Below are 22069 nucleotides of genomic sequence, written 5' to 3' on the forward strand. Positions count from 1 at the left end.
GCGGAGTACAGGATTTCGCTTGTCACGCCCCTGCCGAAAGGGGTTTCAACTGTGGCCGAAAGGGCGTGGTGACCACGTGTGACGGCATGCATACTCATGGGGCGGGGGGATTGCGGTTGCACAGCTGGGGGTTCGGTGCTTCGTATCCATTTCACTGGAGTGGACCTGGCACGCGTACGGATGGCAGGGCGTCCCGATGCGTTGTGGGAAACGATTCTTAGTTTTCATCGCTTAAGAGACCGGCGCGATGCCCGGCTCTTCGGCGAATGGCGGACGGAAACCCGTAGCCGGTTGAATAGTGAAACAAGGCTGCTCGGTGCCTTGATACCGGCGCGCGGCTATTTCCCGGATTTCCTGACGCCCGCCGAGGGACAGTACGGCTGGGACGTCGGCCTCGACGCGCTGCGCGGGCTGCGCCCCGAACGGCTGCGGCGCGAGCTGTCCCTCGTCGGCGCGGGCGCCGGAGCGGGCTTCGGCGCCGCCTTCGGGACGCCGCCGCCGACACGGCTGCGGGAGTTCATGGACGGCGGCACCAAACACATGCCCCGGCTGCTGAACGAACTGCGCGGATACCACCGGGCGGCCGTGGAGCCCTACTGGACGCACATCCAGGCCCAGATCGAGGCCGAGCGGGCCGCACGCGGACGGGCCCTGCTCGACGGCGGCGCGGACGAACTCCTCGCCTCACTGCCGCCGATGCTGCGCTGGCGGGCGCCCGTCCTGGAATGCGAGTACCCCGTGGACCGGGACGTACGGCTGCGCGGGCGCGGGCTGCTGCTCCAGCCGTCCTTCTTCTGCCGGCGCACCGCCGTGACCCTGCACGACCCGGAGCTGCCGCCGGTGCTGGTCTACCCGGCCGCCGCCCAGCTGGCCTCCGCCTCGGGCGGGGGCGAGTCCGCCCGGCCGGAGGAACAGCGCCAGCGCACCCTGGGCAAGCTGGTGGGCCACACCCGGTCGGTGGTGCTGCGGGCCATAGGGGACGGGGCCACCACCAGCGAACTGGCCCGCCGGGCCGGGGTCTCCCTGGCCTCGGCGAGCCAGCACGCCTGCGTCATGCGCGAAGCGGGCCTGGTCACCACCCTGCGCCACGGCAACGCGGTCCTGCACACGGTGACCCCGCTGGGCGCGGCCCTCCTCAAGGGCGGCGCCGTGGCCTCCTGACGGGGCTCCCGCGCCTCCGGGGCGCCGGCGGCGCGCCCTTCGGCCCGGGAGCCCCGCGGAGGGCCCGGGCGGGGGCGTCAGGTCCGGAAGGGGCCCGTCACCTCGTAGGTGATGCCGTTGGCGGAGCTGCCGGTCGTGCCGCGCTGGCTGCTGAAGTACAGGCGGTTGCCGGCGGGGGAGAAGGCCGGGCCGGTGATCTCCGAGGAGGACTGGCCGGTGATCCGCAGGAACGGGGCCACCACGTCGTCCGGGGTGATCACGCAGATCTCCATGGTGCCGCCGTCCTCGGCGACGTACAGGTCGCCGTACGAGGACCCGGTCACGTTGTCGACCCCCGTCAGCGGGGCCGCGCCGCCGGGGACGAGGGAGTCGTCGTAGGCCAGCTCGTACGTGCTGGTGGCGAGGTTGAGCTGCCAGACCCGGTTGTCGCCCTTGGTGGTGAACCAGACGGTGTCGTTCGCGTAGTGGCAGCCCTCGCCGCCGTTGAACTTCTTCGACCCCGAGACCTGGCTGCGGGTGACCGTCGGCGAGCCGTCCGGGTCGGGCACGTTGGCCCAGGTGAAGGAGCCCGAGGAGGCCGTGCCGGCCTTGAGGACCTGGAGGGTGCCGGAGGACAGGTCGCCCCAGGTGGTGGGGACGAACCGGTAGAAGCAGCCGTTCGTCTCGTCCTCGGTCAGGTAGACCACCTTGCGCACGGGGTCGGCGGCGGCCGCCTCGTGCTTGAAGCGGCCCATCGCGGGGCGCTGGACGGAGGCGGTGATCCCGTACGGGTCCGTCTCGTAGACGAAGCCGCGGTCCACCTCCTCGCACGACAGCCAGGTGTTCCAGGGGGTCTTGCCGCCCGCGCAGTTCTGGCGGGTGTTCGACAGGATCCGGTAGGCGCCGGTGACGGTGCCGGAGGAGTTGAACTTCACCGCGCCGGCCCCGCCGGACGGGTTGACCTCCGAGTTGGATACGTAGATCCAGCCGGTGCCGTCGGGGAAGCAGGCACCGCCGTCGGGGGCGCTGTGCCAGGTGTACGAGGTGCCGGAGACGGTCTGGCCGGAGCGGGCGATCACCCGGCTGGTGAACCCGGCGGGCAGCATGATGCCGTTCGCGTCGGCCGCGCCGAGCGCCCCGTAGGGGCCGGCGCCGGGCTGGGCGGGTGCCGCGTAGGCGGCCCCCCGCATCAACGTGCCCCCGAAGGCGGCGGCGGACGAACCGATGACAGCACCGCGCAGGAAGGTACGACGTTCCACGGTCACTCCTGTGGGAGGAAGGCCCCGCGTCCGGTCGGGCGCGAGGTCGCATGCGTCGAGGAACCTAGAGGCGTCGAGTTGACGTGACGTCAATTCCTCATGACGCAGGAGCGACCGGCACGCGGTCAATCCTCCGGCGGCGACTTCCGTACACCCGGCCGTTCCCTCCGCGGCGCCCCGCGGCGGCCCCGCGGCCCCCGGAGCCGCCCGCCCCGGGCGGAAACGGCGGACAGCGCGCCCGGGCCGGAGCGCTGGGCGGGGCGGCCGGGGCAGCGCTCTGACCTGCGGTTTCGTGAAGCGGCCGGAATCGTCGAAAAAACTTCGCCGGGCGCCGATGAGTTTTCCCGGCGGCCCCCGTCTACCTCTCGAACCGCACGGAACGGCGCTGCGGGACCACACGAGAGAAGAGGGACCGAGATGTCGGCCACCGCCCGCACCATGATCTTCGTCAACCTGCCGGTCAAGGACCTGGACGCCAGCAAGGCCTTCTGGGGGAAGCTCGGCTACTCCTTCAACGCCCAGTTCAGCGACGAGAACTGCGCCTCCATGGTGATCAGCGACACGATCGTCGCGATGCTGCTGACCGAGGCCCGCTACAAGGACTTCACCCACAAGGAGATCGCCGACGCCACCCGCACCTCCGAGGTGCTGCTGTGTCTGAGCTCCCCGAGCCGCACCGCGGTCGACGAGCTCGTCGACGGGGCCGTGGCGGCCGGGGCCACCGAGCCCCGCCCGGCCCAGGACCACGGCTTCATGTACGGGCGGGCCTTCGACGACCTCGACGGCCACACCTGGGAGATCATGTGGATGGACCCGGCCGCCGTCCAGGGCTGAGCACCGCACCGCTCACGAGGTCGCGGCGGTCCGCACCGGGTAGGTCCGGACCGCCACCTCCCCGTCGTCCAGGCAGCGGCCCGACTCCAGGTCGAAGCGCTGCTTCAGCAGCGGCGAGGCCACGAACGGCCGCCCCGCCTCGCAGCCCACCAGACCCCGCGACAGCACGTGCGCCCCGGTGAAGGGGTCCCGGTTGCCGATGGCGTACGGGCGCCCCGAGCGGTCGACGAACACCGCGGCCTGGCTCCCGTCGGGCAGCAGGGCCGCGACCCCGCGCCCGGGGACCAGCGCGGACAGTTCGCACACCGTCAGCCAGCCTTCGGCCACCCGCAGTTCGACGGTCATCGGACGGCTCCTCCTATGGTCAGGACGGCCAGGTCGGGCTTGACCTGGTCGCGTTCGGGGACGAACTTCACGGTCGGGTCCGGGGCGCCGGGCGCGTTGACGAACGACACGAACCGGCTCAGCCGCACCGGATCCCGGAGCGTCTCGGCCCATTCGTCCCGGTAGTGCGCCACGTGCGCGGCCATCAGCGACTCCAGCTCGGCGCACAGTCCGAGGGAGTCGTGCACGATCACGTCCCGCAGGTGGGACAGCCCGCCCTCCAGCCGGTCCAGCCAGGTGGAGGTCCGCTCCAGCCGGTCGGCGGTGCGGATGTAGAACATCAGGAACCGGTCGATCAGCCGGACCAGTTCGGCGTCCGACAGGTCCTGGGCGAGGAGGTCCGCGTGGCGCGGGGTGGCCCCGCCGTTGCCGCCGACGTAGAGGTTCCAGCCGCTCGCCGTCGCGATGACCCCGAAGTCCTTGCTCTGCGCCTCCGCGCACTCGCGGGCGCACCCCGAGACCGCCGACTTCAGCTTGTGCGGGGCGCGCAGGCCCCGGTAGCGCAGCTCCAGGTCGATGGCCATCCGCACGCTGTCCTGGACCCCGTAGCGGCACCAGGTCTGCCCCACGCAGGACTTCACGGTCCGCAGGGCCTTCCCGTACGCGTGCCCGGACTCGAAACCGGCGTCGACGAGCCGGGCCCAGATCCGCGGCAGCTGGTCGACGCTCGCGCCGAACAGGTCGATGCGCTGCCCGCCGGTGATCTTCGTGTAGAGGCCGAAGTCGCGCGCCACCTCGCCGATCACGATCAGCTTGTCGGGGGTGATCTCGCCGCCCGGGATGCGCGGGACGACCGAGTACGAGCCGTTGCGCTGGAGGTTCGCGAGGAAGTGGTCGTTGGTGTCCTGGAGCGCGGCCTGCTCTCCGTCCAGGACGTACCCGCTGGCGCCGAGCGCGGGGGCGAGCGAGGCGATGATCGAGCCGACGGTGGGCTTGCAGACCTCGCAGCCGTCACCGCCGCGCGCCTCCGGCCGGCCGTGGCCGTCCAGGATCTCCTCGTACGAGACCAGCCGGCGGGTGCGGACGATCTCGTACAGCTCGGCCCGGGTGTACGGGAAACAGCCGCACAGCCCCTTGTCGGCGGCGGCCGGCAGCAGCTGCCCGATCACCTTGACGCAACTGCCGCAGCCGGTGCCCGCCTTGGTGCACTTCTTCACCTCGGGCAGCGTCGCGCAGGCGGTGATGGCCTGCTTCGTGACGTTGTGGCAGGAGCAGACCACCGCACTGTCGGGGAGCGCCGACGGGCCGAGCTGGGCCGCGGGGCCGAGACCGGCGGGCAGCACCAGCTGCTCGGGGGCGACGGGCGGCACGCTGCCGGTGAGCGGGCGCAGCAGGCCGTACGCGTCGGCGTCCCCCACCAGGACCCCGCCGAGCAGGACCCCCTCGGGGGAGACCACCAGCTTCTTGTAGACGCCGGAGCGGGAGTCCGACCAGACGACGTCGAGGCTGCCGGGGGCGCTGCCGTGGGCGTCGCCGAAGGAGGCCACGTCCACGCCGAGCAGCTTGAGCTTCGTGGAGAGGTCGGCGCCCGTGAACTCCTTCTCGCGGCCCAGGAGGTCCTCGGCGGCGGTCTCCGCCATCTCGTAGCCGGGCGCGACCAGTCCGTACACCCGGCCGTCGCAGGCCAGCGCGCACTCGCCGATCGCGTAGACGCGCGGGTCGGAGGTGCGGCAGCGGGAGTCGACGGCGATGCCGCCGCGTTCGCCGACGTCGAGGAGGGCCTCGCGGGCGAGCTGGTCGCGGGGGCGGACCCCGGCGGAGAAGACGACCAGGCCGGTGTCGACCGTGGAGCCGTCGGAGAGCCGCATTCCGCTGACGGAGCCGTCCTCGCCGGTGAGCACCTCCTGGGTGCCGACGCCCGTGTGCACGGTCAGGCCCATGGACTCGACGGTGCGCAGCAGGGCGGCGCCGCCGCCCTCGTCGACCTGCACGGGCATCAGGCGCGGCGCGAACTCCACGATGCGGGTGGCGAGCCCCAGCCCCTTCAGGGCGCCGGCCGCCTCCAGCCCGAGGAGGCCGCCGCCGACGACGGCTCCGCTGGTCCGGGTCCTCGCGTACTCCTCGATCGCGAGGAGGTCCTCGATGGTGCGGTAGACGAAGCAGCCGGGGGCGTCCTTGCCCGGGACGGGCGGCACGAAGGGGTAGCTGCCGGTGGCCAGGACGAGCACGTCGTACGGGAAGACCCGCCCGGAGCGGGAGGTCACGGTGCGGGCCGCGCGGTCGATGCGCTCGGCCGGGTCGCCGAGGTGCAGCTCGATGCCGTTGTCCCGGAGGAACCCGGCCGGCGTCAGGGAGAGGTCCTCGGCGCTCGACCCGGAGAAGTACGAGGTCAGGTGGACGCGGTCGTACGCGGGCCGGGGCTCCTCGCACAGCACGGTGATCCGGTGCGTGGCGGTGGCGCCGCGTTCGGCGAGCGCCTCCAGGTAGCGCTGGCCGACCATGCCGTGCCCGATGAGCACGATCGCGGGCAGGGGCTCGGTCATGTCAGTGGCCTCCGTCGTCGGTGAGCGGGCGGAACAGTTCGTGCGGGGACTCGTCGCCCTCGTACCGGCTCGCCAGCCCTCCGCCGATCACCGCCACACGCTGCTCCGAGGTCATGGCACGAGCGTGAGCGGCCGCTGTTTCCCCTCGGCATCGCCCCTGTTACCCGGACGGAACACCGGCCTCAGCGCCCGGATTAAGGGCCGGTGAGGCGTCCCTCAAGGCCGCCTTAAGGATCATCCGGAGCACCCGGACGGCGCCCGGAGGCCGCTTAGCGTGGGCGCCATGCGAGATGCGGCGGTGCGGGTCAAGGGCGGGATGCTGGGCGGAGCGGGGCTGGTGACCCTGCTCTGGGCGGCCCAGGTGCGCCCCTCGGCCCGGCTCGACGCGCTCTTCGCCACCGCCGCGCACCTGACCGGGCTGCTCGCCGGGTACGGGGTCCTCGTCCTGCTGTTCCTCATGGCCCGGGTACCGGCCGTGGAACACGGCGTCGGCGCCGACCGGCTCGCCCGCTGGCACGCGCTCGGCGGGCGCCACGTCCTGCTCCTCTGCTTCGGGCACGGGCTGTTCGCCCTGCTCGGATACGCCGTGCACGAGGGCGTCGACGTGGTCTCCGCCGTCCGGGACCTGCTCGGCTACCCCGCGCTCGCCGCCGCCGCGGCCGGGACCGCCCTGCTGGCCGCGGTCGGTGTGACCTCCGCCCGCGCCGTACGCCGCCGCGTCCCCCACGAAACCTGGCGCGGGGTGCACCTGTTCGTCTACCTCGCCGCCGCCCTGGGCTTCGTCCACCAGCTCGCCGGGCCCGACCTGGCGGTGGCCGCCTGGTTCTGGGCCCTCGCCCACGCCGTCGTCGCCGTCCTGCTGGTCTGGTACCGCGCCGTGGTCCCGGTACGGCAGGCCCTGCGGCACGCGCTGCGGGTCGCCGAGGTGCGCGTCGAGGGGCCCGGGGTGGTCTCCGTCGTCATGTACGGGCAGCACCTCGGCGAACTGCGCGCCGAGCCGGGACAGTTCCTGCGCTGGCGCTTCCTCCAGCGCAGGCTCTGGTACACGGCCCTGCCGTTCTCCCTCTCCGCACCCGTCAGCGAGGGCCGCCTGCGCATCACCGTCAAGGCGCTCGGCGGCCACTCCCGCCGCATCCGCCGGCTGCGCCCCGGTACGCGGGTCCTCGCCACCGGGCCGTTCGGGGCGCTCACCGCCGCCCGGCGGACCCGGACCAAGGTGCTGCTGATCGCCGGCGGGGTCGGGATCACCCCGATGCGGGCCCTGTTCGAGACGCTGCCCGGCGGGCCGGGGGACGTCACCCTGCTCTACCGGGCCGGCGCCGAGGAGCAGCTCGTGCTGCGGGCCGAGCTGGAGGCCATCGCCGCCGAGCGGCAGGCGGGGCTGCACTACCTGCTCGGGCCGTCCGGGGCCGCGTACGATCCGCTCGCCCCGCAGGCGCTGACCGGGCTGGTGCCGGACCTCGCGGAGCACGACGTGTACCTGTGCGGGCCGCCCGGGATGGCGGAGGCGACCCGGGCCGCGCTGCTGCGGGCCGGGGTGCCGGCCGGCCGCGTCCACTCGGAGTGCTTCAGCTTCTGACGGGCCACCCGCGCTCCGCCACCCCGCTCGCGGCCACCGGCGCCGCTGCGCCCCAACGCCCCCTTCCGTACGCCCCGTTCGGTACGCCCCCGTTCCGTACGCCCGCTCCACGAGCCCGCCGAGAGGTCACCGTCCCATGCGTCACCCCCTGCACGTCACCCTGCCGCCGTCCGCGACGGCGCCCGCGGTCCCGGTGGGGCCGGCCCGGCACCGCAAGCCGCGGCGGGAGTCCGTCCTGCGGGCCGGGCTGGACGCGCTGGCCCGGGTACCGCCCGCGCGGCGGCTGGCGGCGGGGCTCGGGCTGGCCGGGGTACTCGTCGCGACCGGGCTGACGGCCGTCGTGGATCCGGCGGCGCCGGTGGCCCCGGACCGGGTCCCGGCCCGGCAAAGCTCAACCTTTGCGCAAGTTTCCGGCGATTGATGGCCGCTGCACCGATCCGCTCCATAGGGTCGGGCCGTGCCTGACATATCGACGACGATGATCATCGTGCTGTGCGTGGCCGCCGCGGCGGCCGGCTGGATCGACGCCGTGGTGGGCGGGGGCGGACTGCTGCTCCTGCCCGCCCTGCTGCTCGGCCTGCCGAACGCCCACCCCGCGACCGTGCTCGGGACGAACAAGGCCGTGGCCATCGTCGGCACGGCCGGCGCTGCCGTCACGTACGCCCGCAAGGCCCCGGTGGACGTGAAGACCGCCGTCCGGATCGGCCTGGCCGCGCTCGCCGGGTCGATGGGCGGTGCCGCGCTCGCCGGCGGGATCAGCAAGGACGCCCTGCGGCCGCTGATCATGGTCGTCCTGGTGGTGGTCGGCGCCGTGGTGATCTTCAAGCCCGGTTTCGGTACCGCCCCCTCCGCCTCGCCCGTGTCCCGCGGCCGGATCCTGCTGACCATCGCCCTGGCGGGTCTGGGCATCGGCTTCTACGACGGCCTCATCGGACCCGGCACCGGCACCTTCCTGGTGCTCGCCCTCACCGCGCTGCTCCACCTCGACCTGGTCACGGCCTCCGCCACCGCCAAGATCGTCAATACCTGCACGAACGCCGGCGCGCTCGCGATGTTCGCCTACCAGGGCATGGTGCTCTGGCAGCTGGCCGCGCTGATGGCGGTCTTCAACCTCGCCGGCGGCATGATCGGCGCCCGGATGGCCCTCAAGAAGGGCAGCGGCTTCGTCCGCGGCGTCCTGCTGACGGTCGTGGGCGCGCTCGTCGTCAAGCTCGGCCTGGAGCAGTGGGGATGAGCGGGGATGAGCAGGGGATGAGTACGGCCTGACGGTCAGGCCAGGTCGAGCACGGCCTTGCCGTGGAGCCGGCGGTCGAGCAGGGCCCCGACCGCCTCCCCGGCCCCGTCCCAGCCGCCGCGCCAGGCGATCTGCGGGTCGAGCCCGCCGGAGGCCACCAGGGCCGCCAGGTGGGTCAGGTCCGGCGCCAGGCCGGTGCAGGCGGGCAGGAAGAACGTGGTGAGGGTCCGGTCGTGGCGCCCCTGGTCGCCGAAGAGGGCGCCGTGCGGGAACGTCTCGCCCCGGTCCGTCGCGTGTCCGACGGCGACGAGCGTGCCGTGCTCGGCCAGCCGGGCGTACGCGTCGACCAGCTGCCCGCCGCCGACCAGGTCGACGACGCCGTGCACCGGCTCGTGGACCGCGAGGGGATCCGCGACCACCTCGTGCGCGCCGAGCGCCCGCAGCCCCGGGCCGTGCGCGTCCGGGTCCCCGGTGGAGGCGATGACGTGCGCGCCGCCGAGGCGGGCGAGCTGGACGGCGTACCGGCCCACACCGCCCGTCGCGCCGGTGACCAGCACCCGCGTGCCGAGGATCGGGCCGATCCGCCGCAGCGCGCGCAGGGCGCTGGCGCCCGCCACGGGGACGGTACTGAGGGCGCCCGGATCGGCGCCGACGGGGGTGGTTCCGATCAAGCCGGTGTCCACCGCCCGCAGTTCGGCCCAGCCCCCGTCCGCGCCCAGTGTGACCACGGGAGTGCCGGCGGCCGGACCCGAGCCGTCGGCGGCGGCCCGCTCGACCACGCCGGCGGCGTCCCAGCCGAGCACCGCCCCGTCGGGGGCGTGTTCGAGGCCGTGGCGGACCTCGCCGAAGTTGAGGGAGGTGGCGCGCACCCGGACGAGGGCCTGATGTGCGGCGGGGCGGGGGGCGGGGGCCTCGCCGAGGCGCAGGCCGCCTGGCGCGGAACGGTCGACCAGCAGTGCTCGCATGGGTGGTTCGCCTCTCGTCACGGACCGGCGGCCGCATTTGTGCCACTCAGTGGCATAAACCTATAGGAGGCATTCGCGTCCTGGCTACACTGGCCCCGATGACTACCGAGCCCCTGTCGCCCGCGCCCGCCGAACGCCTGCCCCTGCGCGAACGCAAGAAGATCCGCACCCGGCAGGCGCTGATCGACACCGCCCTGGACCTGTTCACCCGACGGGGCTTCGACGGGGTGACCCTCGACGAACTGTGCGACGCGGTCGAGGTGTCCAAGCGGACGTTCTTCCGCACCTTCACCAGCAAGGAGGACGTCGCGCTGGCACCCGCCCAGGACCTGTGGGCGGCCTTCCTCGACGACCTGGAGACCCGGGAACCCGACGGCCGCCCGGTCATGGAGATGCTCCAGGACGCCCTGCTCGCCGCGCTCGGCACGATGACGGCCGACGGCTGGCCGGACCGGGTCCGGCTCGGCCGGCGGCTCGCCGCCGAGACCCCCTCGATCCGCGCCCACGGCCTGGCCTTCTGCGACCGCACCACCGGCACGGCGCTCGCGACCCTGCACCGGCGGCTCGCCTTCGCGGACCCCGCCGACCTGCGTCCACGACTGGCCCTGGACCTCCTCGTCGCGGCGTTCCACTGCGCCCTGGACACCTGGACCGCGTCCGCGGACGCCCCGTCGCGCGCCGCCCTGGCCGCCCGTCTCCGCGAGGCCTTCGCCGCGGTCCCGGGCACCCTGACCCTGACGGCCGCCCCGCGCGCCGGCTCGGCCGGTACCTCCCCTAGTACGTCCCCGTGAGGTGGGCGAAGACGACCACGTTGCCCTGGTAGCCGGTGCGCGGGGAGAAGCCGCCGCCGCAGGTGATCACGCGGAGCTCGGCGCGCGGCGATGCCCCGTACACGCGGCTGTCGGGGAAGGCCTTGGCGTCGTAGACCTCGACGGCGTGGACCGTGAAGACGGCGGTGCGTCCGTCCTCGCGCGCGACCTCGATCGCGGCTCCCCGGCGCAGCGCGCCCAGGTGGTAGAAGACGGCCGGGCCGGTGGCGTGGTCCACGTGCCCGGCGACGACGGCGGTGCCCGTGGCGCCGGGGGTGGTCCCCTCGCGGTACCAGCCCGCGAGGTCACCACGGGCCGGCGGCGGCACTTCGAGGCCGCCGTCGCGGTCCAGGCCGAGGCCGGTCAGCGGCGCGTCCACACGGATCGATGGGATCCGGATCCGGGTGGGCGGGGAGCCGGGGAGCGGGTCGATGCTCCCGGGAAAGGCCGCCTGCGCGCTCAGCGCCTCGCCGGGTGAGGGCAGCGGGGGCCCGACGGTCTCGCCGGAGCCGCTGCTGACGAGCCAGACGCCGACGCAGGCGGCGAGGGCGACGAGACCGCCGCGTCGGGAGGTCCGCCCGGAGGTGTCCATGGCTGCCCCCTCGTCTCGCCGTTCCTGTGACTGGCCGTCGCCCGGCCCCGCGAACGGGGGGGACCTCGCGGGGCGGGCGACGGGGGACGGTACCGGTCGGACCGCGGCCGGAGCCGCGGTGGGCGTCCGTCAGCTCCGCGTGCCGCTCGCCCGGCGACGCAGGAGCCAGGTACCGCCGACGGCGGCAGCGGCCAGTACGGCCACTCCCGCCGCGATCTTGGCGGGGTCGGAGGCGGTGGTCGTCCCACCGCCCACCCCGGTGCGTACGTGGCCCTGCGGGCCGCGTTCGGTGACGGCCAGGTCGCCGGTCGCGAACTTGCCGTTCGCGCAGGTCACACCGATGCCGTAGGTGCCGGACCGGGTGCCGTGGGCGACCTGGAACTGCCCCACGACCACCTCCTTGTGGGTGCCCGGCGCCAGCTTGAACCGTCCTCCGCCGACCGTGCTCGCATCGCCCTCGGCGTGGCTGCCCTTGCCGCAGGCCGTGGTGTTGACCGTGACGGTGGCGCCCGCCGCGGCCGACTTCGGCCAGACCTCCAGGACGGCGAAGTCCCCGGGCGCGAACGCGGTCATGCCGAGGTCCGCGGCGGCGACCGCTCCGGCGACCGGACCCGCGAAGGCGGCGGCGGTCAGCGCGGTGGCGGTGAGCACGTGGGCGGTGCTGCGGCGCATGGGAACTCCTGAGGGCACGGGGTCGTGTCTCGAGGAAAACCGGGGTGCCCGCCCCGCGCCTGCTGAGCCTCCGTCAGATACCCGGGCGGTCATCCGCCGGACCGGCATCCGCCCACGTCAGAGGCCCTGAACGGCCATCCGTGTCACCCCACCCCGTCCGGGTGACAACACCCCGCCCAAGCCCCGCCCAAGCCCCGCCCAAGCCCCGTCCGCGCCCCCGCACGCCCCGTCCGCGCCCCACCCGCACGCCCCGCGCGTCACGCCGCCGGCAGGGTCACCGTGGCCGCCGCGCCCGAAGGGGCCGGGTTGGAGAGGGTCACCTCGGCGCCGATCACCTGGGCCTGCCCGAAGGCGATGGTCAGCCCCAGCCCCGTGCCCTGCCCCCGCTCCGCCGCGCCCGTCACGAACCGCCGCGGCCCCTCCCGCAGCAGCGTCCCGGGGAAGCCCGGACCCCGGTCCCGGACGGTGACCGAGGTCCCGGACACCGTCACCGTCACCGGCTCGCCCCCGTGCCGGCGGGCGTTCACCAGCAGGTTCGTCAGGATCCGCTCCAGGCGCCGCACGTCGGTGCGCACCCACGCCCCGTCCCCGACGTCCGTGCCCGTCACCTCGGCCGTCACCCCGGACCGCCGCGTGATCGAGACGACCAGCGGGCGCAGCCGGTGCGCCTCCAGCCGCGGTTCCTCCCGGTCCGCGTCCAGCCGGGCCACTTCCAGCAGGTCCTCCGTCAGCGTCCGCAGCGCCGCGACCCGGTCGCGCACCAGCTCCGTCGGCCGCCCGGCCGGCAGCAGCTCGGCCGCCGTGTGCAGTCCCGTCAGCGGGGTCCGCAGCTCGTGCGCGACGTCGGCGGTGAACCGCTGCTCCGCCTCCAGCCGCCGCTGGAGGCTCGCCGCCATCGTGTCGACCGCCGAGGCCAGCTCGGTCACCTCGTTGCGGGTGCCGGGTACTCCGGACGGCCCGATCCGCGCGTCCAGGTCGCCCGCGCTGATCTTGCGCGCCGTCTCCGCCGCGGTCCGCAGGTCCTTGCTCAGCCGGCTCGCCAGCAGCGCCCCGCCGACCGCCGCCAGCGCCACGACCCCCGTCCCGGAGGCGATCAACCAGCCGTCCAGTTCCTCCAGTTCGGCCTGTTCGCCGGCCAGCGAACGCCGCACCGTCAGGACGTGCGAGCCGCCGATCGGCCGCGCCGCCCACACCGCCGGCCGCGGCCCGCCGAGGTCCAGGTAGGTGGTGCGCCGGCCGTCGAGGGCCGCCGCGCGCAGGGCCGGGGGCACGGCCGGGCAGTCGATCCGGGCGTCGGCCTCTCCGACCTTGTCGGAGTCGAGCCTGCCGGTGAGCTCGTACACCTGCCGTACGCGGACCAGCTGTTCGGTCGCGCTCTTGCGGGCGGCGTCGGCCACCTGGCGGACCCGCGCCTCGTGGATCAGGACGCCGATGGTGACCGCGACCAGCGAGCAGCCCACGGCCAGCAGGGCGGCGATCTTCCACCGCAGCCCCAGCGACCGGACCGCCCGCCGGCCGTGCCGCAGCATGGCTCTCACCGGGCGTCCCGTCCCGCGGCGGCGTCGTGCGACGGCGCGGGGGATCCGGACGCGGGGCCCGGCAGGGACTTGTTGAACCGCCGCTCGTCGCTGACGACCGTCATCCGTTCGCCGTCCCAGCGGTAGCGGACGGCCTGTTCGGAGCCGTCGTCGGCGGCCGTGCGGATCAGCAGGTCCTGTCCGACGGACTCGGCGGCCATCCGCCGCCCGAGGGTGAACAGGACGGGGACGACGCGTTTGCCCCGGGCGACGTACACGCTCAGCGCGGTGCGGCCGCTCTCCGTGTCGGCGGCGACGACGAGTTCCTTCCCGCCGTCTCCGGTCAGGTCCGCGTAGGCGGCGGGCCGTACGCCCGCGCCGCCCGGAGCGTTGATCCTCCCCTTGCCCAGGAACTGCCGCATCCGCTTGTCGGCCCGTACGACGTCCAGCGCGTTCAGCGCCGTGATGCCCCCGGGCCCCACCTCGGGCCCGTTCGGCAGCGGCGCGGGCGGTGGCATCCGGGTGGCGGTGGCGGCGCCGGGGGCCTGCGGCGACTTCCCCGCCCAGGCCGGCCACAGGGGCTCGGGCCGCGGCTGCGCCGACACCGGGGGCGCGGGTTCGCCCGCGGCGAGTCCGCCGGGTGCGGCGCAGCCCCCGACGGCCAGTGCGGCTGCCAGTACGGCTGTCACGGCGGCCGGCAGGGCTGCGGCGCGGAGCGGCGGGGCGGCGGGGGAGCGGCGCGGGGTGCGTGTCATGGGGGAGGAAGCCGTCGGGTGAGGGGGCCGCGGGGCGCGGCGCGGGGGGTGCGTACGGTGTGAGCCGAAGTCAGTGTGTGTCGAGGGAGGGCCCCGTGGCATCGGTCGATCGGCCAGAATCCGGCATCCTGCCGTTCTTCGTGTACGGGACGCTGCGGCCGGGCGAGGTCAACCACGACCTGTTCCTGCGGGGCCGTACCGCCGCCGAGGAACCGGCCCTGCTGCCGGACGCGGCCCTGTACGACGGCCCCGGCTACCCGTACGCGGTCGACCGCCCCGGCGCGGTGATCGCCGGTGAGCTGGTCACCGCGCTGCCGGACGCGTACGGGGAACTGCTGGCCGCGCTGGACCTGCTGGAGGAGTACGGGGGACCGGGCCGCCCCGGGAACCTCTACGACCGGGTCGCCCGCGAAGCGCTCCGCCCCGACGGCAGCCGGGTCCGGGCCTGAGTCTACCTGGCGGCCGCGCCGCTGGCCCGCCGCCTGGCCGGCTCGGGCACCGAGATCCCGGGCGGGGACTGGCTCCACCGCGCGTGATCCCGGGTCGTTAGAGCCCTTCCGCGCCGCGGTTGCGCAGCCGCTGCCCGTACTGCTGGAGCACCCACAGCTCTTCCTGGACGGCGGCCTGCTGCTCCGGGGGAGCGTGCGGGCCCAGCCGGGACATGGTGCCCTGGACCTCGTGGACCCGGCGGTCGACGGCGCGCAGGCGGACCTGCACCAGCTGGACCCCGGCATAGATCTCGTCGACGGTCTTGGCGTGGATGGCTTCGACGGCCAGCTCCGTCACCAGGGCGCGGACGGTGTCGTTGGGCGCCGCCTCGCGGACCCGGATCAGGTAGTCGTCCGTGCCCTGGGCGGCGCCGCCGGCGTCCTGGATGGCCTGGCGGACCGCCGCGTAGGGCGGGGCGGTGAACTCGTCGATGCCGTACGCGTCGAAGGCGGGGGAGACCAGGGCCGGCCGCTGGAGCGCGAGCTTGAGGAGCTCGCGCTCGGTGCGGTGGGCGGGGCTGCGCAGGTTCAGCGCGGGACCGCCGGCCTGGGCCGCGGCCGGGGCCGCGGGGGCGGGCTCGTGGGACCGGCCGCCGCCCCGGCCCTGCTGCTGCGGCTGGTTGCCGCGCTCGCGGGCCCAGCGGGCCAGCTGCGCGACCCGCTTGACGACGAACTGCTCGTCGCGGATGCCGAGCATGCCCGCCAGCTGGACGGCCGACTCGTGCTGGATCGCGATGTTCTTGATGTTCGCGACGACCGGGGCCGCCTCGTCCAGCGCGGCCGCCCGCCCCGCCGGGTTCTCCAGGTTGTGCCGGGCCACGATGTGCCGCAGCGCGAACTCGAACAGCGGGGTCCGCGACTCCACGAGCCCCGACACGGCGGCGTCGCCCTGCGCGAGCCGCAGGTCGCAGGGGTCCATGCCGTTCGGGGCGATGGTGATGGAGGTCTCGGCCGCGAACTTCTGGTCGTCCTCGAAGGCCCGCAGCGCCGCCTTCTGCCCGGCCGCGTCCCCGTCGAAGGTGAAGATCACCTCGGCGGTGGCGTTGTCCATCAGCAGCCGGCGCAGGATCTTGATGTGGTCCCCGCCGAAGGCCGTGCCGCAGGTGGCGATGGCCGTGGTCACGCCGGCCATGTGGCAGGCCATCACGTCGGTGTAGCCCTCGACGACCACCGCCCGGGAGGTCTTCGCGATCTCCTTCTTCGCCAGGTCGATGCCGTACAGGACCTGGGACTTCTTGTAGATCGCCGTCTCGGGGGTGTTCAGGTACTTCGGGCCGTTGTCGTCGTCGCGGAGCTTGCGCGCGCCGAAGCCCACCACCTCGCCGCTGATGTCCCGGATCGGCCACATCAGCCGGCCGCGGAAGCGGTCGATGGGCTTGCCGCTGCGGCTGTCCTGGGCGAGCCCCGAGGTGATCAGTTCCTTGTCGCTGAAGCCCTTGCCCCGCAGGAACCGGGTCAGGTGGTCCCAGCCGGCCGGGCTGTAGCCCACGCCGAAGTGCTCGGCCGCCGCCTGGTCGAAGCCCCGCTCCGCCAGGAACCTGCGGCCGATCTCCGCCTCGGCGCCGCCCAGCTGCTCCGCGTAGAAGAGGGCGGCGGCCTTGTGCGCCTCGACCAGGCGGATCCGCTCGCCGCGGCCGCTGGTGCCGGCGGTGTAGCCGCCCTCCTCGTACCGCAGGGTGATGCCGGCCTGGCCGGCCAGGCGCTCGACGGCCTCCGAGAAGGAGAGGTGGTCGATCTTCATGATGAAGTCGAGGGTGTCCCCGCCGGCCTGGCAGCCGAAGCAGTGGTAGAAGCCCTTGCTGGGACTGACCTGGAAGGACGGGGACTTCTCGTCGTGGAAGGGGCACAGGCCCTTGAGGTTGCCGCCGCCGGCGTTGCGCAGCTGGAGGTACTCGGAGACCACGGCGTCGATCGGGACCGCGTCCCGTACCGCCTTCACGTCGTCGTCGTTGATCCGTCCTGCCACCCGTGAAGTCTACGGCCGGGCGCCGACAAACCCGTCAGGCACCCTCCCCGGTGATCAGCGACGCGAGCGGAACGGACGGATCCGCCAGCTTCTCGCGGTCCACCGGGGTCTTCGACCTGATCAGGGCCTGGATGTGCTCGGTGACGTCCCACACGTTCACGTTCATCCCGGCGAGCACCCGGCCCTCCGACAGCCAGAACGCGATGAACTCCCGCTTGCCCGCGTCCCCGCGGATCAGCACCTGGTCGTAGCCGCCCGCCGGGGCGTACCCCGAGTACTCCAGGCCGACGTCGTACTGGTCGGAGAAGAAGTACGGCACCCGGTCGTAACCGACCTCCTGCCCGAGCATCGCCCGCGCCGCGGCCGGACCGCCGTTGAGCGCGTTGGCCCAGTGCTCGACCCGCAGCCGGGTCCCCAGGACGGGGTGGTGCGCGGCCGCCACGTCCCCCACGGCGAAGACGTCCGGGTCCGAGGTGCGCAGGGAGGCGTCCACGGCGATCCCCCCGCCGTGCTCACGGTCCACCAGGGCCAGCCCGGAGGTCTCGGCCAGCGCGGTCCGGGGCGCCGCCCCGATCGCGGCGAGCACCGCGTGCGCCGGGTGCTCCTCGCCGTCGTCCGTACGGGCCGCCAGCACCATTCCGTCGTGGCCGACGATCTCGGTGAGCCGCGCCCCGAAGTGGAACCGGACCCCGTGCTCGGCGTGCAGGTCCGCGAAGAGCCGGCCGATCTCCGGCCCGAGCACCGTGTACAGGGGCGTGGCCTCCGGCTCGACCACGGTGACCTCGGCGCCGTAGCCGCGGGCGGCGGCCGCGACCTCCAGCCCGATCCACCCGGCGCCCGCGATCAGCAGGTGGCCGTTGTCCCGGCCGAGGGAGGCCAGGACGTTGCGCAGCCGCTCGGCGTGCGCGAGCCGCCGCAGGTGGTGCACCCCGGCCAGACCGGTGCCCGGGATGTCGAGGCGCCGCGGCTCGGCACCGGTGGCCAGCAGCAGCTTGTCGTAGTGCAGCAGCGCCCCATCACCCAGGCGCACGGTCTTGTTCTCGCGGTCCAGGTGGACGGCCGGCTGCCCCAGGTGCAGCTCGATGTCCGAGGCCGCGTACCAGGACGGCTCGTGGACGAAGACGCTCTCGCGCTCCTCCTTGCCCGTCAGGTACCCCTTGGACAGCGGCGGCCGTTCGTACGGATGGTCGCGCTCGTCCCCGATCAGGATCACCCTGCCCGTGAACCCTTCGGACCTCAGCGTTTCGGCCGCCTTAGCCCCGGCGAGCCCTGCGCCGACGATGACGAACGTCCGGTGTGCGTCGACCACCTGATGCCTCCTCATAACCTCTCCGTCACATGCGACCACATGCGAGCGTCCCGCACTGAGCCTGTCGCGTGAAGGGGGAGTGGCCCGATCGGCTCACCCTTCGGCGCGTCGCGGGCGTCTGGTGAGGCGGGCGTGCAGCGAGCGGGCGGAAGCGTCGGTGAGCGCCGCGATCTGGTCGATGACCGCGCGTTTCCGCGCCTTGTCGTCCGGCGCCGTGTCGAAGATCGCCCGGAACTGGGGGTCGAGGCCCTCGGGAGCGCGGGCGCTCAGCGCCTCGGCGAGTTCGGCCAGGACGATGCGCTGGTCGGCGCGCAGCCGCTCCTGCTCGTCGCGCTGCATCACGTACAGGTCGGCGACGGCCTTGAGGACGGCGCACTCGTTGCGCGCCTCGCGGGGGACGACCAGCTCGGCCGCGTACCGGGTGAGGCGGCCGGAGCCGTACGCCTCGCGGGTGGCGCCCTCCGCGGCCTGGCAGAACCGGCCGATCAGCTGGCTCGTGGCGTCCTTCAGCCGGGCCTGGGCCACGGCCGAGCCGTCGTACCCGTGGGGCCACCACTCCTGTTCCATCAGCCGGTCCAGGGCCTCGCGGAGCTCCTGGGGGGCGGTGTCGGCGGGCACGTACCGGCCGATGGCGACCTCCCAGATCGCGGCGCGCTCCGGCTCCGCGAAGAGCATGTTCGGGTCGAGGTGCCCGGCGTGCAGGCCGTCCTCGAAGTCGTGCACCGAGTACGCGACGTCGTCGGCCCAGTCCATGACCTGTGCCTCGAAGCACTTGCGGTCGGCGGGCGCCCCGCGCCGCAGCCACTCGAAGACCGGCAGGTCGTCCTCGTAGGCGCCGAACTTCACCGAGTTCGGGTCGGTGGGGTGGCCGCCGCGGGCCCACGGGTACTTGGTCGCGGCGTCCAGGCAGGCGCGGGTGAGGTTGAGGCCGACGCTCACGAGCTCGCCGCTCACCGGATCGGGCACGAACCGCTTGGGCTCCAGCCGTGTCAGCAGCCGCAGTGACTGGGCGTTGCCCTCGAAGCCGCCGCAGTCCTTCGCGAACTCGTTGAGCGCCTCCTCGCCGTTGTGCCCGAAGGGCGGGTGGCCCATGTCGTGGGACAGGCAGGCCGCCTCGACCAGGTCGGGATCGCAGCCGAGGGCGGCGCCGAGCTCGCGCCCGACCTGCGCGCACTCCAGGGAGTGCGTCAGCCGGGTACGGGGGCTCGCGTCCCAGTCGTACGAGCGGGTGCCCGGGGTGACGACCTGGGTCTTCCCGGCCAGGCGGCGCAGAGCGGCGGAGTGCAGCACGCGCGCGCGGTCGCGCTGGAAGGCCGTGCGGCCGGGCTGTTTGTCGGGCTCGGGGGCCCACCGCTCGGTGGCGGCCGGATCGTAGGACGCGTAGGCGGGGGCGTGCGGGGTGCCTTCCATGCTCCGACGTTAACCGGAGTGACCGACAATCCGAGCATTCCGAACGTGCGCGGCCCTTACGCGGTGGCCAGTTCACGGGCCGGCACCCGCCGGGCGAGGGCCTCCTCGTAGCGGAGCAGGACCAGCCGGGCCAGCGCCGGATGGGCGCCGAGCGGGGCGGCGGCCGGACCCGGAGCGGCGGCCGCGCAGGCGGCGGAGAAGCGGCCCGGGGCGGCGAAGTACGAGGCGACCGCGACCCGGTGGTGGCCCCGGGCGGCCAGCGCCCGGACGGCGCCGGGCACGCCGGGCGCGGCGGCGGAGGCGTAGGCGGGGACCACGGGGACCCCGCCGAGCCGTTCCGAGAGCAGGGCGGCGCTGCGCGCGGTGTCGGCGGCGGAGTCCGGGTCGCGGGACCCGGCGGCGGCCAGCACCACCGCCGTCCCGGGGGTCCACCCGGCCTCCAGGAGCCGCTCGTACAGGGCCTCGACGAGCAGCGGGTGCGGGCCGAGCGGGGCGGCGGCCCGGATCCGCAGGTGCCCGGCGCGGGCGGCCGCCGCGGGAAGGTCACGCTTGACGTGGACCCCGCGGCCGAACAGCAGCGGCACGAGCACCGCCTCCCCGCCTGCGGGCAGCCCGCTCAGGGTGTCGGCGAGCAGCGGCCGGTTCAGCTCGACGTGCCCGAGCCGGACGTCGAGGCGGGGACGGAGCTCACGGACCCGGTCGAGGAGGGCGAGCACGGCGTGCGGGGCGCGCGGGTCACGGCTGCCGTGGGCCACGGCGACGAGGGTGGGCTGCATGCGGGGGCTCCGTAGGCGCGTGGTGGGCGCAGGCCGCTGAGCTGCGTGCCGAGTTGGGCGGTGATCCGGGTCAGCAGCTCGGCCGCGCTGCCGAAGGGGAGGGCGGTAGGTTCGGGAGGGTGCACCGGCTCCGTCATGTACCGATCCTGCGGGGTGGAGGTTGCGCGGGCGTTGCGCCGGAGTGACGGGTGTTTTCCGCGTCCTCACCGGCGGGCGTACGGCGGTGTGACGCGCCCGCTGAAACCTTCCGATCTCCCCGTACGTCCTGACCTGCGGGTGCGGCGCCGGTCGCACACCGGCCGGACGACCAGGGGGAACCGCATGCGCACACCGCGCCCGCACCGGATCGCGCGCGCCGCGCGGGGGCTGCTGCCCCGCACCGTCAGGGCCAGGCGCCGGATCGTCCAGGCGGTGATGGCGGCCTGCGTCCTCGCGCTGCTGCCCTCGGCGTGGACCCACGCGGCCGCCGCCGGCCGGCTGCGCACCACGGCCGACGCGCAGGGCGCCGAGGTGGCCGTCGTGTTCGGGGCGGGCCTGCTCTACGACGGCCGTCCCACCCCGTACCTCCGGGACCGGCTCGACGCGGCCGTGGAGCTGTACCGCGCCGGGAAGGTGAAGGTGGTCCTGGTCACGGGCGACAACAGCCGGACCGAGTACGACGAGCCGGAGTCGATGCGCACCTACCTCACGCGCCACGGGGTGCCGGACGACCGGATCGTCAGCGACTACGCCGGCTTCGACACCTGGGACTCCTGCGTGCGCGCCCGCGAGATCTTCGGCGTGCACCGTGCGGTGCTGATCAGCCAGGGCTTCCACATCCGCCGGGCCGTCGCGCTGTGCCGGGCCGCGGGCGTGGAGTCGTACGGGATCGGGGTGCAGGACGTCCACGACGCCACCTGGTACTACGGCGGGGCCCGCGAGGTCTTCGCGGCGGGCAAGGCGGCGCTGGACGCGGTGTTCCGGCCGGATCCGCAGTTCCTGGGGCCGAAGGAGGAGGGGGTGTCGCGGGTCCTGGCCGCTCTGGCAGACTGACGCCGCGATCGGCGTATGCCGATTAGTCATATACCTAGCGGTCTGTCTGGCAGGGGTGTGGAACCGTGGCTGTTGTGGATCTGAGCGGCAAGGCCGTCGTCATCACCGGCGGGGCCCGCGGACTGGGCGCGGCCGCCGCGCGGGCGGTCGTCGACGGCGGCGGCCGGGTGCTGATCACCGACGTGCTGGAGGCCGAGGGCGCCGAGACCGCCGCCGAACTCGGTGACGCGGCGCGCTTCCTGCGGCACGACGTGACGAGCGAGGCCGACTGGGACGCGGTGCTGCGGCACGCCGTCGACGCGTTCGGCCGGTTCGACGGGCTCGTGAACAACGCGGGCATCTCCACCGGCGAGTTCCTGGAACACGAGAGCGTCGACCACTTCCGCCGGGTCGTGGAGACCAACCTGGTCGGCGTGTTCATCGGCATCAAGTCCGCGATCCCGCTGATGCGGGCGAACGGCGGCGGCTCCATCGTCAACATCTCCTCCGCGGCCGGCCTGACCGGCCTCGCCCTCACCGCCGGCTACGGCGCCTCCAAGTGGGGCGTGCGCGGCCTGTCGAAGATCGGCGCCGTCGAGCTCGCCGAGGCCGGGATCCGCGTCAACTCCGTCCACCCGGGCATGACCCTCACCCCGATGACCGCCCCCATCGGCATCCGGGCCGGCGAGGGCAACTACCCCGGCGCCCCGCTGGGCCGCATCGGCCTCCCCGAGGAGATCGCCGCCGCGGTCGCGTTCCTCCTCTCCGACGCCGCCGGGTACGTGACCGGCGCCGAACTGGCCGTCGACGGCGGCTGGACGGCCGGCCTGACCGTGAAGTACCTGACGGGCCAGTGACACCGGGGGCCGGGCCGTCCTGGCAGCGG

General features: G+C 74.3%; 20 protein-coding genes and 1 pseudogene. 9 read left to right on the top strand and 12 right to left on the bottom strand.

From position 1 onward, the window contains the following. Positions 1-135 precede the first annotated feature (135 nt). A complete protein-coding gene (locus tag ABZZ17_RS10280; RefSeq protein ID WP_356874090.1) occupies positions 136-1161 on the top strand; it encodes a winged helix-turn-helix domain-containing protein in 1026 nt (341 codons plus the stop codon). Positions 1162-1238: 77 nt separating this feature from the next. Here the strand turns inward: ABZZ17_RS10280 and ABZZ17_RS10285 are convergent, their stop codons facing one another. Further along, entirely contained in the window at positions 1239-2399 is a 1161-nt protein-coding gene (locus ABZZ17_RS10285; RefSeq protein WP_356874092.1) for an alkaline phosphatase PhoX, read from the bottom strand. A 417-nt stretch (positions 2400-2816) separates the two neighbouring features. Between ABZZ17_RS10285 and ABZZ17_RS10290 the strand changes: the two genes are divergently transcribed. Next, positions 2817-3233: a VOC family protein gene (locus ABZZ17_RS10290; protein ID WP_356874094.1), complete on the top strand. Its 417-nt coding sequence runs from the start codon at positions 2817-2819 to the stop codon at positions 3231-3233. Positions 3234-3245: 12 nt separating this feature from the next. Here the strand turns inward: ABZZ17_RS10290 and nirD are convergent, their stop codons facing one another. Both nirD and nirB read right to left on the bottom strand, forming a co-directional pair. Continuing rightward, positions 3246-3578 (bottom strand): nitrite reductase small subunit NirD, encoded by a 333-nt coding sequence (nirD, locus tag ABZZ17_RS10295; RefSeq protein ID WP_356874096.1) that lies wholly within the window; start codon positions 3576-3578, stop codon positions 3246-3248. Beyond that, positions 3575-6100, bottom strand: a complete 2526-nt coding sequence (gene nirB / locus ABZZ17_RS10300) for a nitrite reductase large subunit NirB (protein WP_356874098.1) — start codon at positions 6098-6100, stop codon at positions 3575-3577. Before nirB ends, nirD begins: the two co-directional genes overlap by 4 nt. A 283-nt stretch (positions 6101-6383) precedes the next feature. On the opposite strand from nirB, the gene ABZZ17_RS10305 reads away from it, so the two are divergent. From ABZZ17_RS10305 to ABZZ17_RS10315, 3 genes are all read left to right on the top strand, one after another. After that, positions 6384-7679 (top strand): ferredoxin reductase family protein, encoded by a 1296-nt coding sequence (locus ABZZ17_RS10305; RefSeq protein WP_356874100.1) that lies wholly within the window; start codon positions 6384-6386, stop codon positions 7677-7679. Positions 7680-7815: 136 nt separating this feature from the next. Then, positions 7816-8100, top strand: coding sequence for a hypothetical protein (locus ABZZ17_RS10310; protein ID WP_356874102.1), 285 nt, complete (start codon positions 7816-7818; stop codon positions 8098-8100). A 36-nt stretch (positions 8101-8136) separates the two neighbouring features. Continuing rightward, positions 8137-8913 (top strand): TSUP family transporter, encoded by a 777-nt coding sequence (locus tag ABZZ17_RS10315; RefSeq protein WP_356874104.1) that lies wholly within the window; start codon positions 8137-8139, stop codon positions 8911-8913. 35 nt (positions 8914-8948) lie between these two features. Here ABZZ17_RS10315 and ABZZ17_RS10320 read toward each other — a convergent pair whose 3' ends face one another. After that, a complete protein-coding gene (locus tag ABZZ17_RS10320; RefSeq protein WP_356874106.1) occupies positions 8949-9878 on the bottom strand; it encodes a zinc-binding dehydrogenase in 930 nt (309 codons plus the stop codon). A gap of 98 nt (positions 9879-9976) precedes the next feature. On the opposite strand from ABZZ17_RS10320, the gene ABZZ17_RS10325 reads away from it, so the two are divergent. Next, a complete protein-coding gene (locus tag ABZZ17_RS10325; protein ID WP_356874108.1) occupies positions 9977-10669 on the top strand; it encodes a TetR family transcriptional regulator in 693 nt (230 codons plus the stop codon). Here ABZZ17_RS10325 and ABZZ17_RS10330 read toward each other — a convergent pair. The 4 genes from ABZZ17_RS10330 to ABZZ17_RS10345 form a co-directional block, all read right to left on the bottom strand. Then, complete coding sequence (locus ABZZ17_RS10330; protein ID WP_356874110.1) at positions 10653-11279, bottom strand: class F sortase; 627 nt, start codon at positions 11277-11279, stop codon at positions 10653-10655. The two genes, ABZZ17_RS10325 and ABZZ17_RS10330, sit on opposite strands and share 17 nt — an antisense overlap. A 129-nt stretch (positions 11280-11408) precedes the next feature. Continuing rightward, a complete protein-coding gene (locus tag ABZZ17_RS10335) occupies positions 11409-11951 on the bottom strand; it encodes a hypothetical protein (RefSeq protein ID WP_356874112.1) in 543 nt (180 codons plus the stop codon). A gap of 257 nt (positions 11952-12208) precedes the next feature. Beyond that, the gene (locus tag ABZZ17_RS10340; protein WP_356874167.1) at positions 12209-13480 is read right to left on the bottom strand and encodes a HAMP domain-containing sensor histidine kinase; all 1272 of its coding nucleotides are present in this window, start codon (positions 13478-13480) and stop codon (positions 12209-12211) included. Between the two features lie 5 nt (positions 13481-13485). Then, complete coding sequence (locus ABZZ17_RS10345) at positions 13486-14223, bottom strand: hypothetical protein (protein ID WP_356874114.1); 738 nt, start codon at positions 14221-14223, stop codon at positions 13486-13488. Positions 14224-14318: 95 nt separating this feature from the next. Here ABZZ17_RS10345 and ABZZ17_RS10350 point away from each other — a divergent pair. Then, a pseudogene (locus ABZZ17_RS10350) lies at positions 14319-14759 on the top strand (gamma-glutamylcyclotransferase family protein). 10 nt (positions 14760-14769) lie between these two features. On the opposite strand, the gene dnaG reads toward ABZZ17_RS10350, so the two are convergent. From dnaG to ABZZ17_RS10370, 4 genes are all read right to left on the bottom strand, one after another. After that, on the bottom strand, positions 14770-16677 hold the full coding sequence (dnaG, locus tag ABZZ17_RS10355) for a DNA primase (RefSeq protein WP_356874116.1): 1908 nt from the start codon (positions 16675-16677) through the stop codon (positions 14770-14772). A 34-nt stretch (positions 16678-16711) separates the two neighbouring features. Beyond that, positions 16712-17986, bottom strand: coding sequence for an FAD-dependent oxidoreductase (locus ABZZ17_RS10360; protein WP_356874119.1), 1275 nt, complete (start codon positions 17984-17986; stop codon positions 16712-16714). A 93-nt stretch (positions 17987-18079) separates the two neighbouring features. After that, positions 18080-19396 carry a deoxyguanosinetriphosphate triphosphohydrolase gene (locus ABZZ17_RS10365; protein ID WP_356874121.1) on the bottom strand — a complete coding sequence of 439 codons (1317 nt, stop codon included), beginning with the start codon at positions 19394-19396 and terminating at the stop codon, positions 18080-18082. 56 nt (positions 19397-19452) lie between these two features. Further along, on the bottom strand, positions 19453-20172 hold the full coding sequence (locus ABZZ17_RS10370; RefSeq protein WP_356874123.1) for a sirohydrochlorin chelatase: 720 nt from the start codon (positions 20170-20172) through the stop codon (positions 19453-19455). Positions 20173-20493: 321 nt separating this feature from the next. On the opposite strand from ABZZ17_RS10370, the gene ABZZ17_RS10375 reads away from it, so the two are divergent. Then, entirely contained in the window at positions 20494-21204 is a 711-nt protein-coding gene (locus tag ABZZ17_RS10375) for an ElyC/SanA/YdcF family protein (RefSeq protein ID WP_356874125.1), read from the top strand. 65 nt (positions 21205-21269) lie between these two features. Next, positions 21270-22040, top strand: coding sequence for a glucose 1-dehydrogenase (locus ABZZ17_RS10380; RefSeq protein WP_356874127.1), 771 nt, complete (start codon positions 21270-21272; stop codon positions 22038-22040). The last annotated feature ends 29 nt before the right edge of the window (positions 22041-22069 follow it).

The sequence above is a fragment of the Streptomyces sp. NPDC006512 genome (genome assembly GCF_040611935.1).
GTDB lineage: Bacteria > Actinomycetota > Actinomycetes > Streptomycetales > Streptomycetaceae > Streptomyces.

Bases quoted from the DNA above. Each gene is read 5' to 3' on its own strand.
- ABZZ17_RS10325 (WP_356874108.1), top strand. From the start codon at position 9,977: ATGACTACCGAGCCCCTGTCGCCCGCGCCCGCCGAACGCCTGCCCCTG.
- ABZZ17_RS10345 (WP_356874114.1), bottom strand. From the start codon at position 14,223: ATGACACGCACCCCGCGCCGCTCCCCCGCCGCCCCGCCGCTCCGCGCC.
- ABZZ17_RS10305 (WP_356874100.1), top strand. From the start codon at position 6,384: ATGCGAGATGCGGCGGTGCGGGTCAAGGGCGGGATGCTGGGCGGAGCG.
- ABZZ17_RS10335 (WP_356874112.1), bottom strand. From the start codon at position 11,951: ATGCGCCGCAGCACCGCCCACGTGCTCACCGCCACCGCGCTGACCGCC.
- ABZZ17_RS10290 (WP_356874094.1), top strand. From the start codon at position 2,817: ATGTCGGCCACCGCCCGCACCATGATCTTCGTCAACCTGCCGGTCAAG.
- ABZZ17_RS10310 (WP_356874102.1), top strand. From the start codon at position 7,816: ATGCGTCACCCCCTGCACGTCACCCTGCCGCCGTCCGCGACGGCGCCC.
- ABZZ17_RS10330 (WP_356874110.1), bottom strand. From the start codon at position 11,279: ATGGACACCTCCGGGCGGACCTCCCGACGCGGCGGTCTCGTCGCCCTC.
- ABZZ17_RS10375 (WP_356874125.1), top strand. From the start codon at position 20,494: ATGCGCACACCGCGCCCGCACCGGATCGCGCGCGCCGCGCGGGGGCTG.
- nirB (WP_356874098.1), bottom strand. From the start codon at position 6,100: ATGACCGAGCCCCTGCCCGCGATCGTGCTCATCGGGCACGGCATGGTC.
- ABZZ17_RS10320 (WP_356874106.1), bottom strand. From the start codon at position 9,878: ATGCGAGCACTGCTGGTCGACCGTTCCGCGCCAGGCGGCCTGCGCCTC.
- ABZZ17_RS10365 (WP_356874121.1), bottom strand. From the start codon at position 19,396: ATGGAAGGCACCCCGCACGCCCCCGCCTACGCGTCCTACGATCCGGCC.
- nirD (WP_356874096.1), bottom strand. From the start codon at position 3,578: ATGACCGTCGAACTGCGGGTGGCCGAAGGCTGGCTGACGGTGTGCGAA.
- ABZZ17_RS10370 (WP_356874123.1), bottom strand. From the start codon at position 20,172: ATGCAGCCCACCCTCGTCGCCGTGGCCCACGGCAGCCGTGACCCGCGC.
- ABZZ17_RS10340 (WP_356874167.1), bottom strand. From the start codon at position 13,480: ATGCTGCGGCACGGCCGGCGGGCGGTCCGGTCGCTGGGGCTGCGGTGG.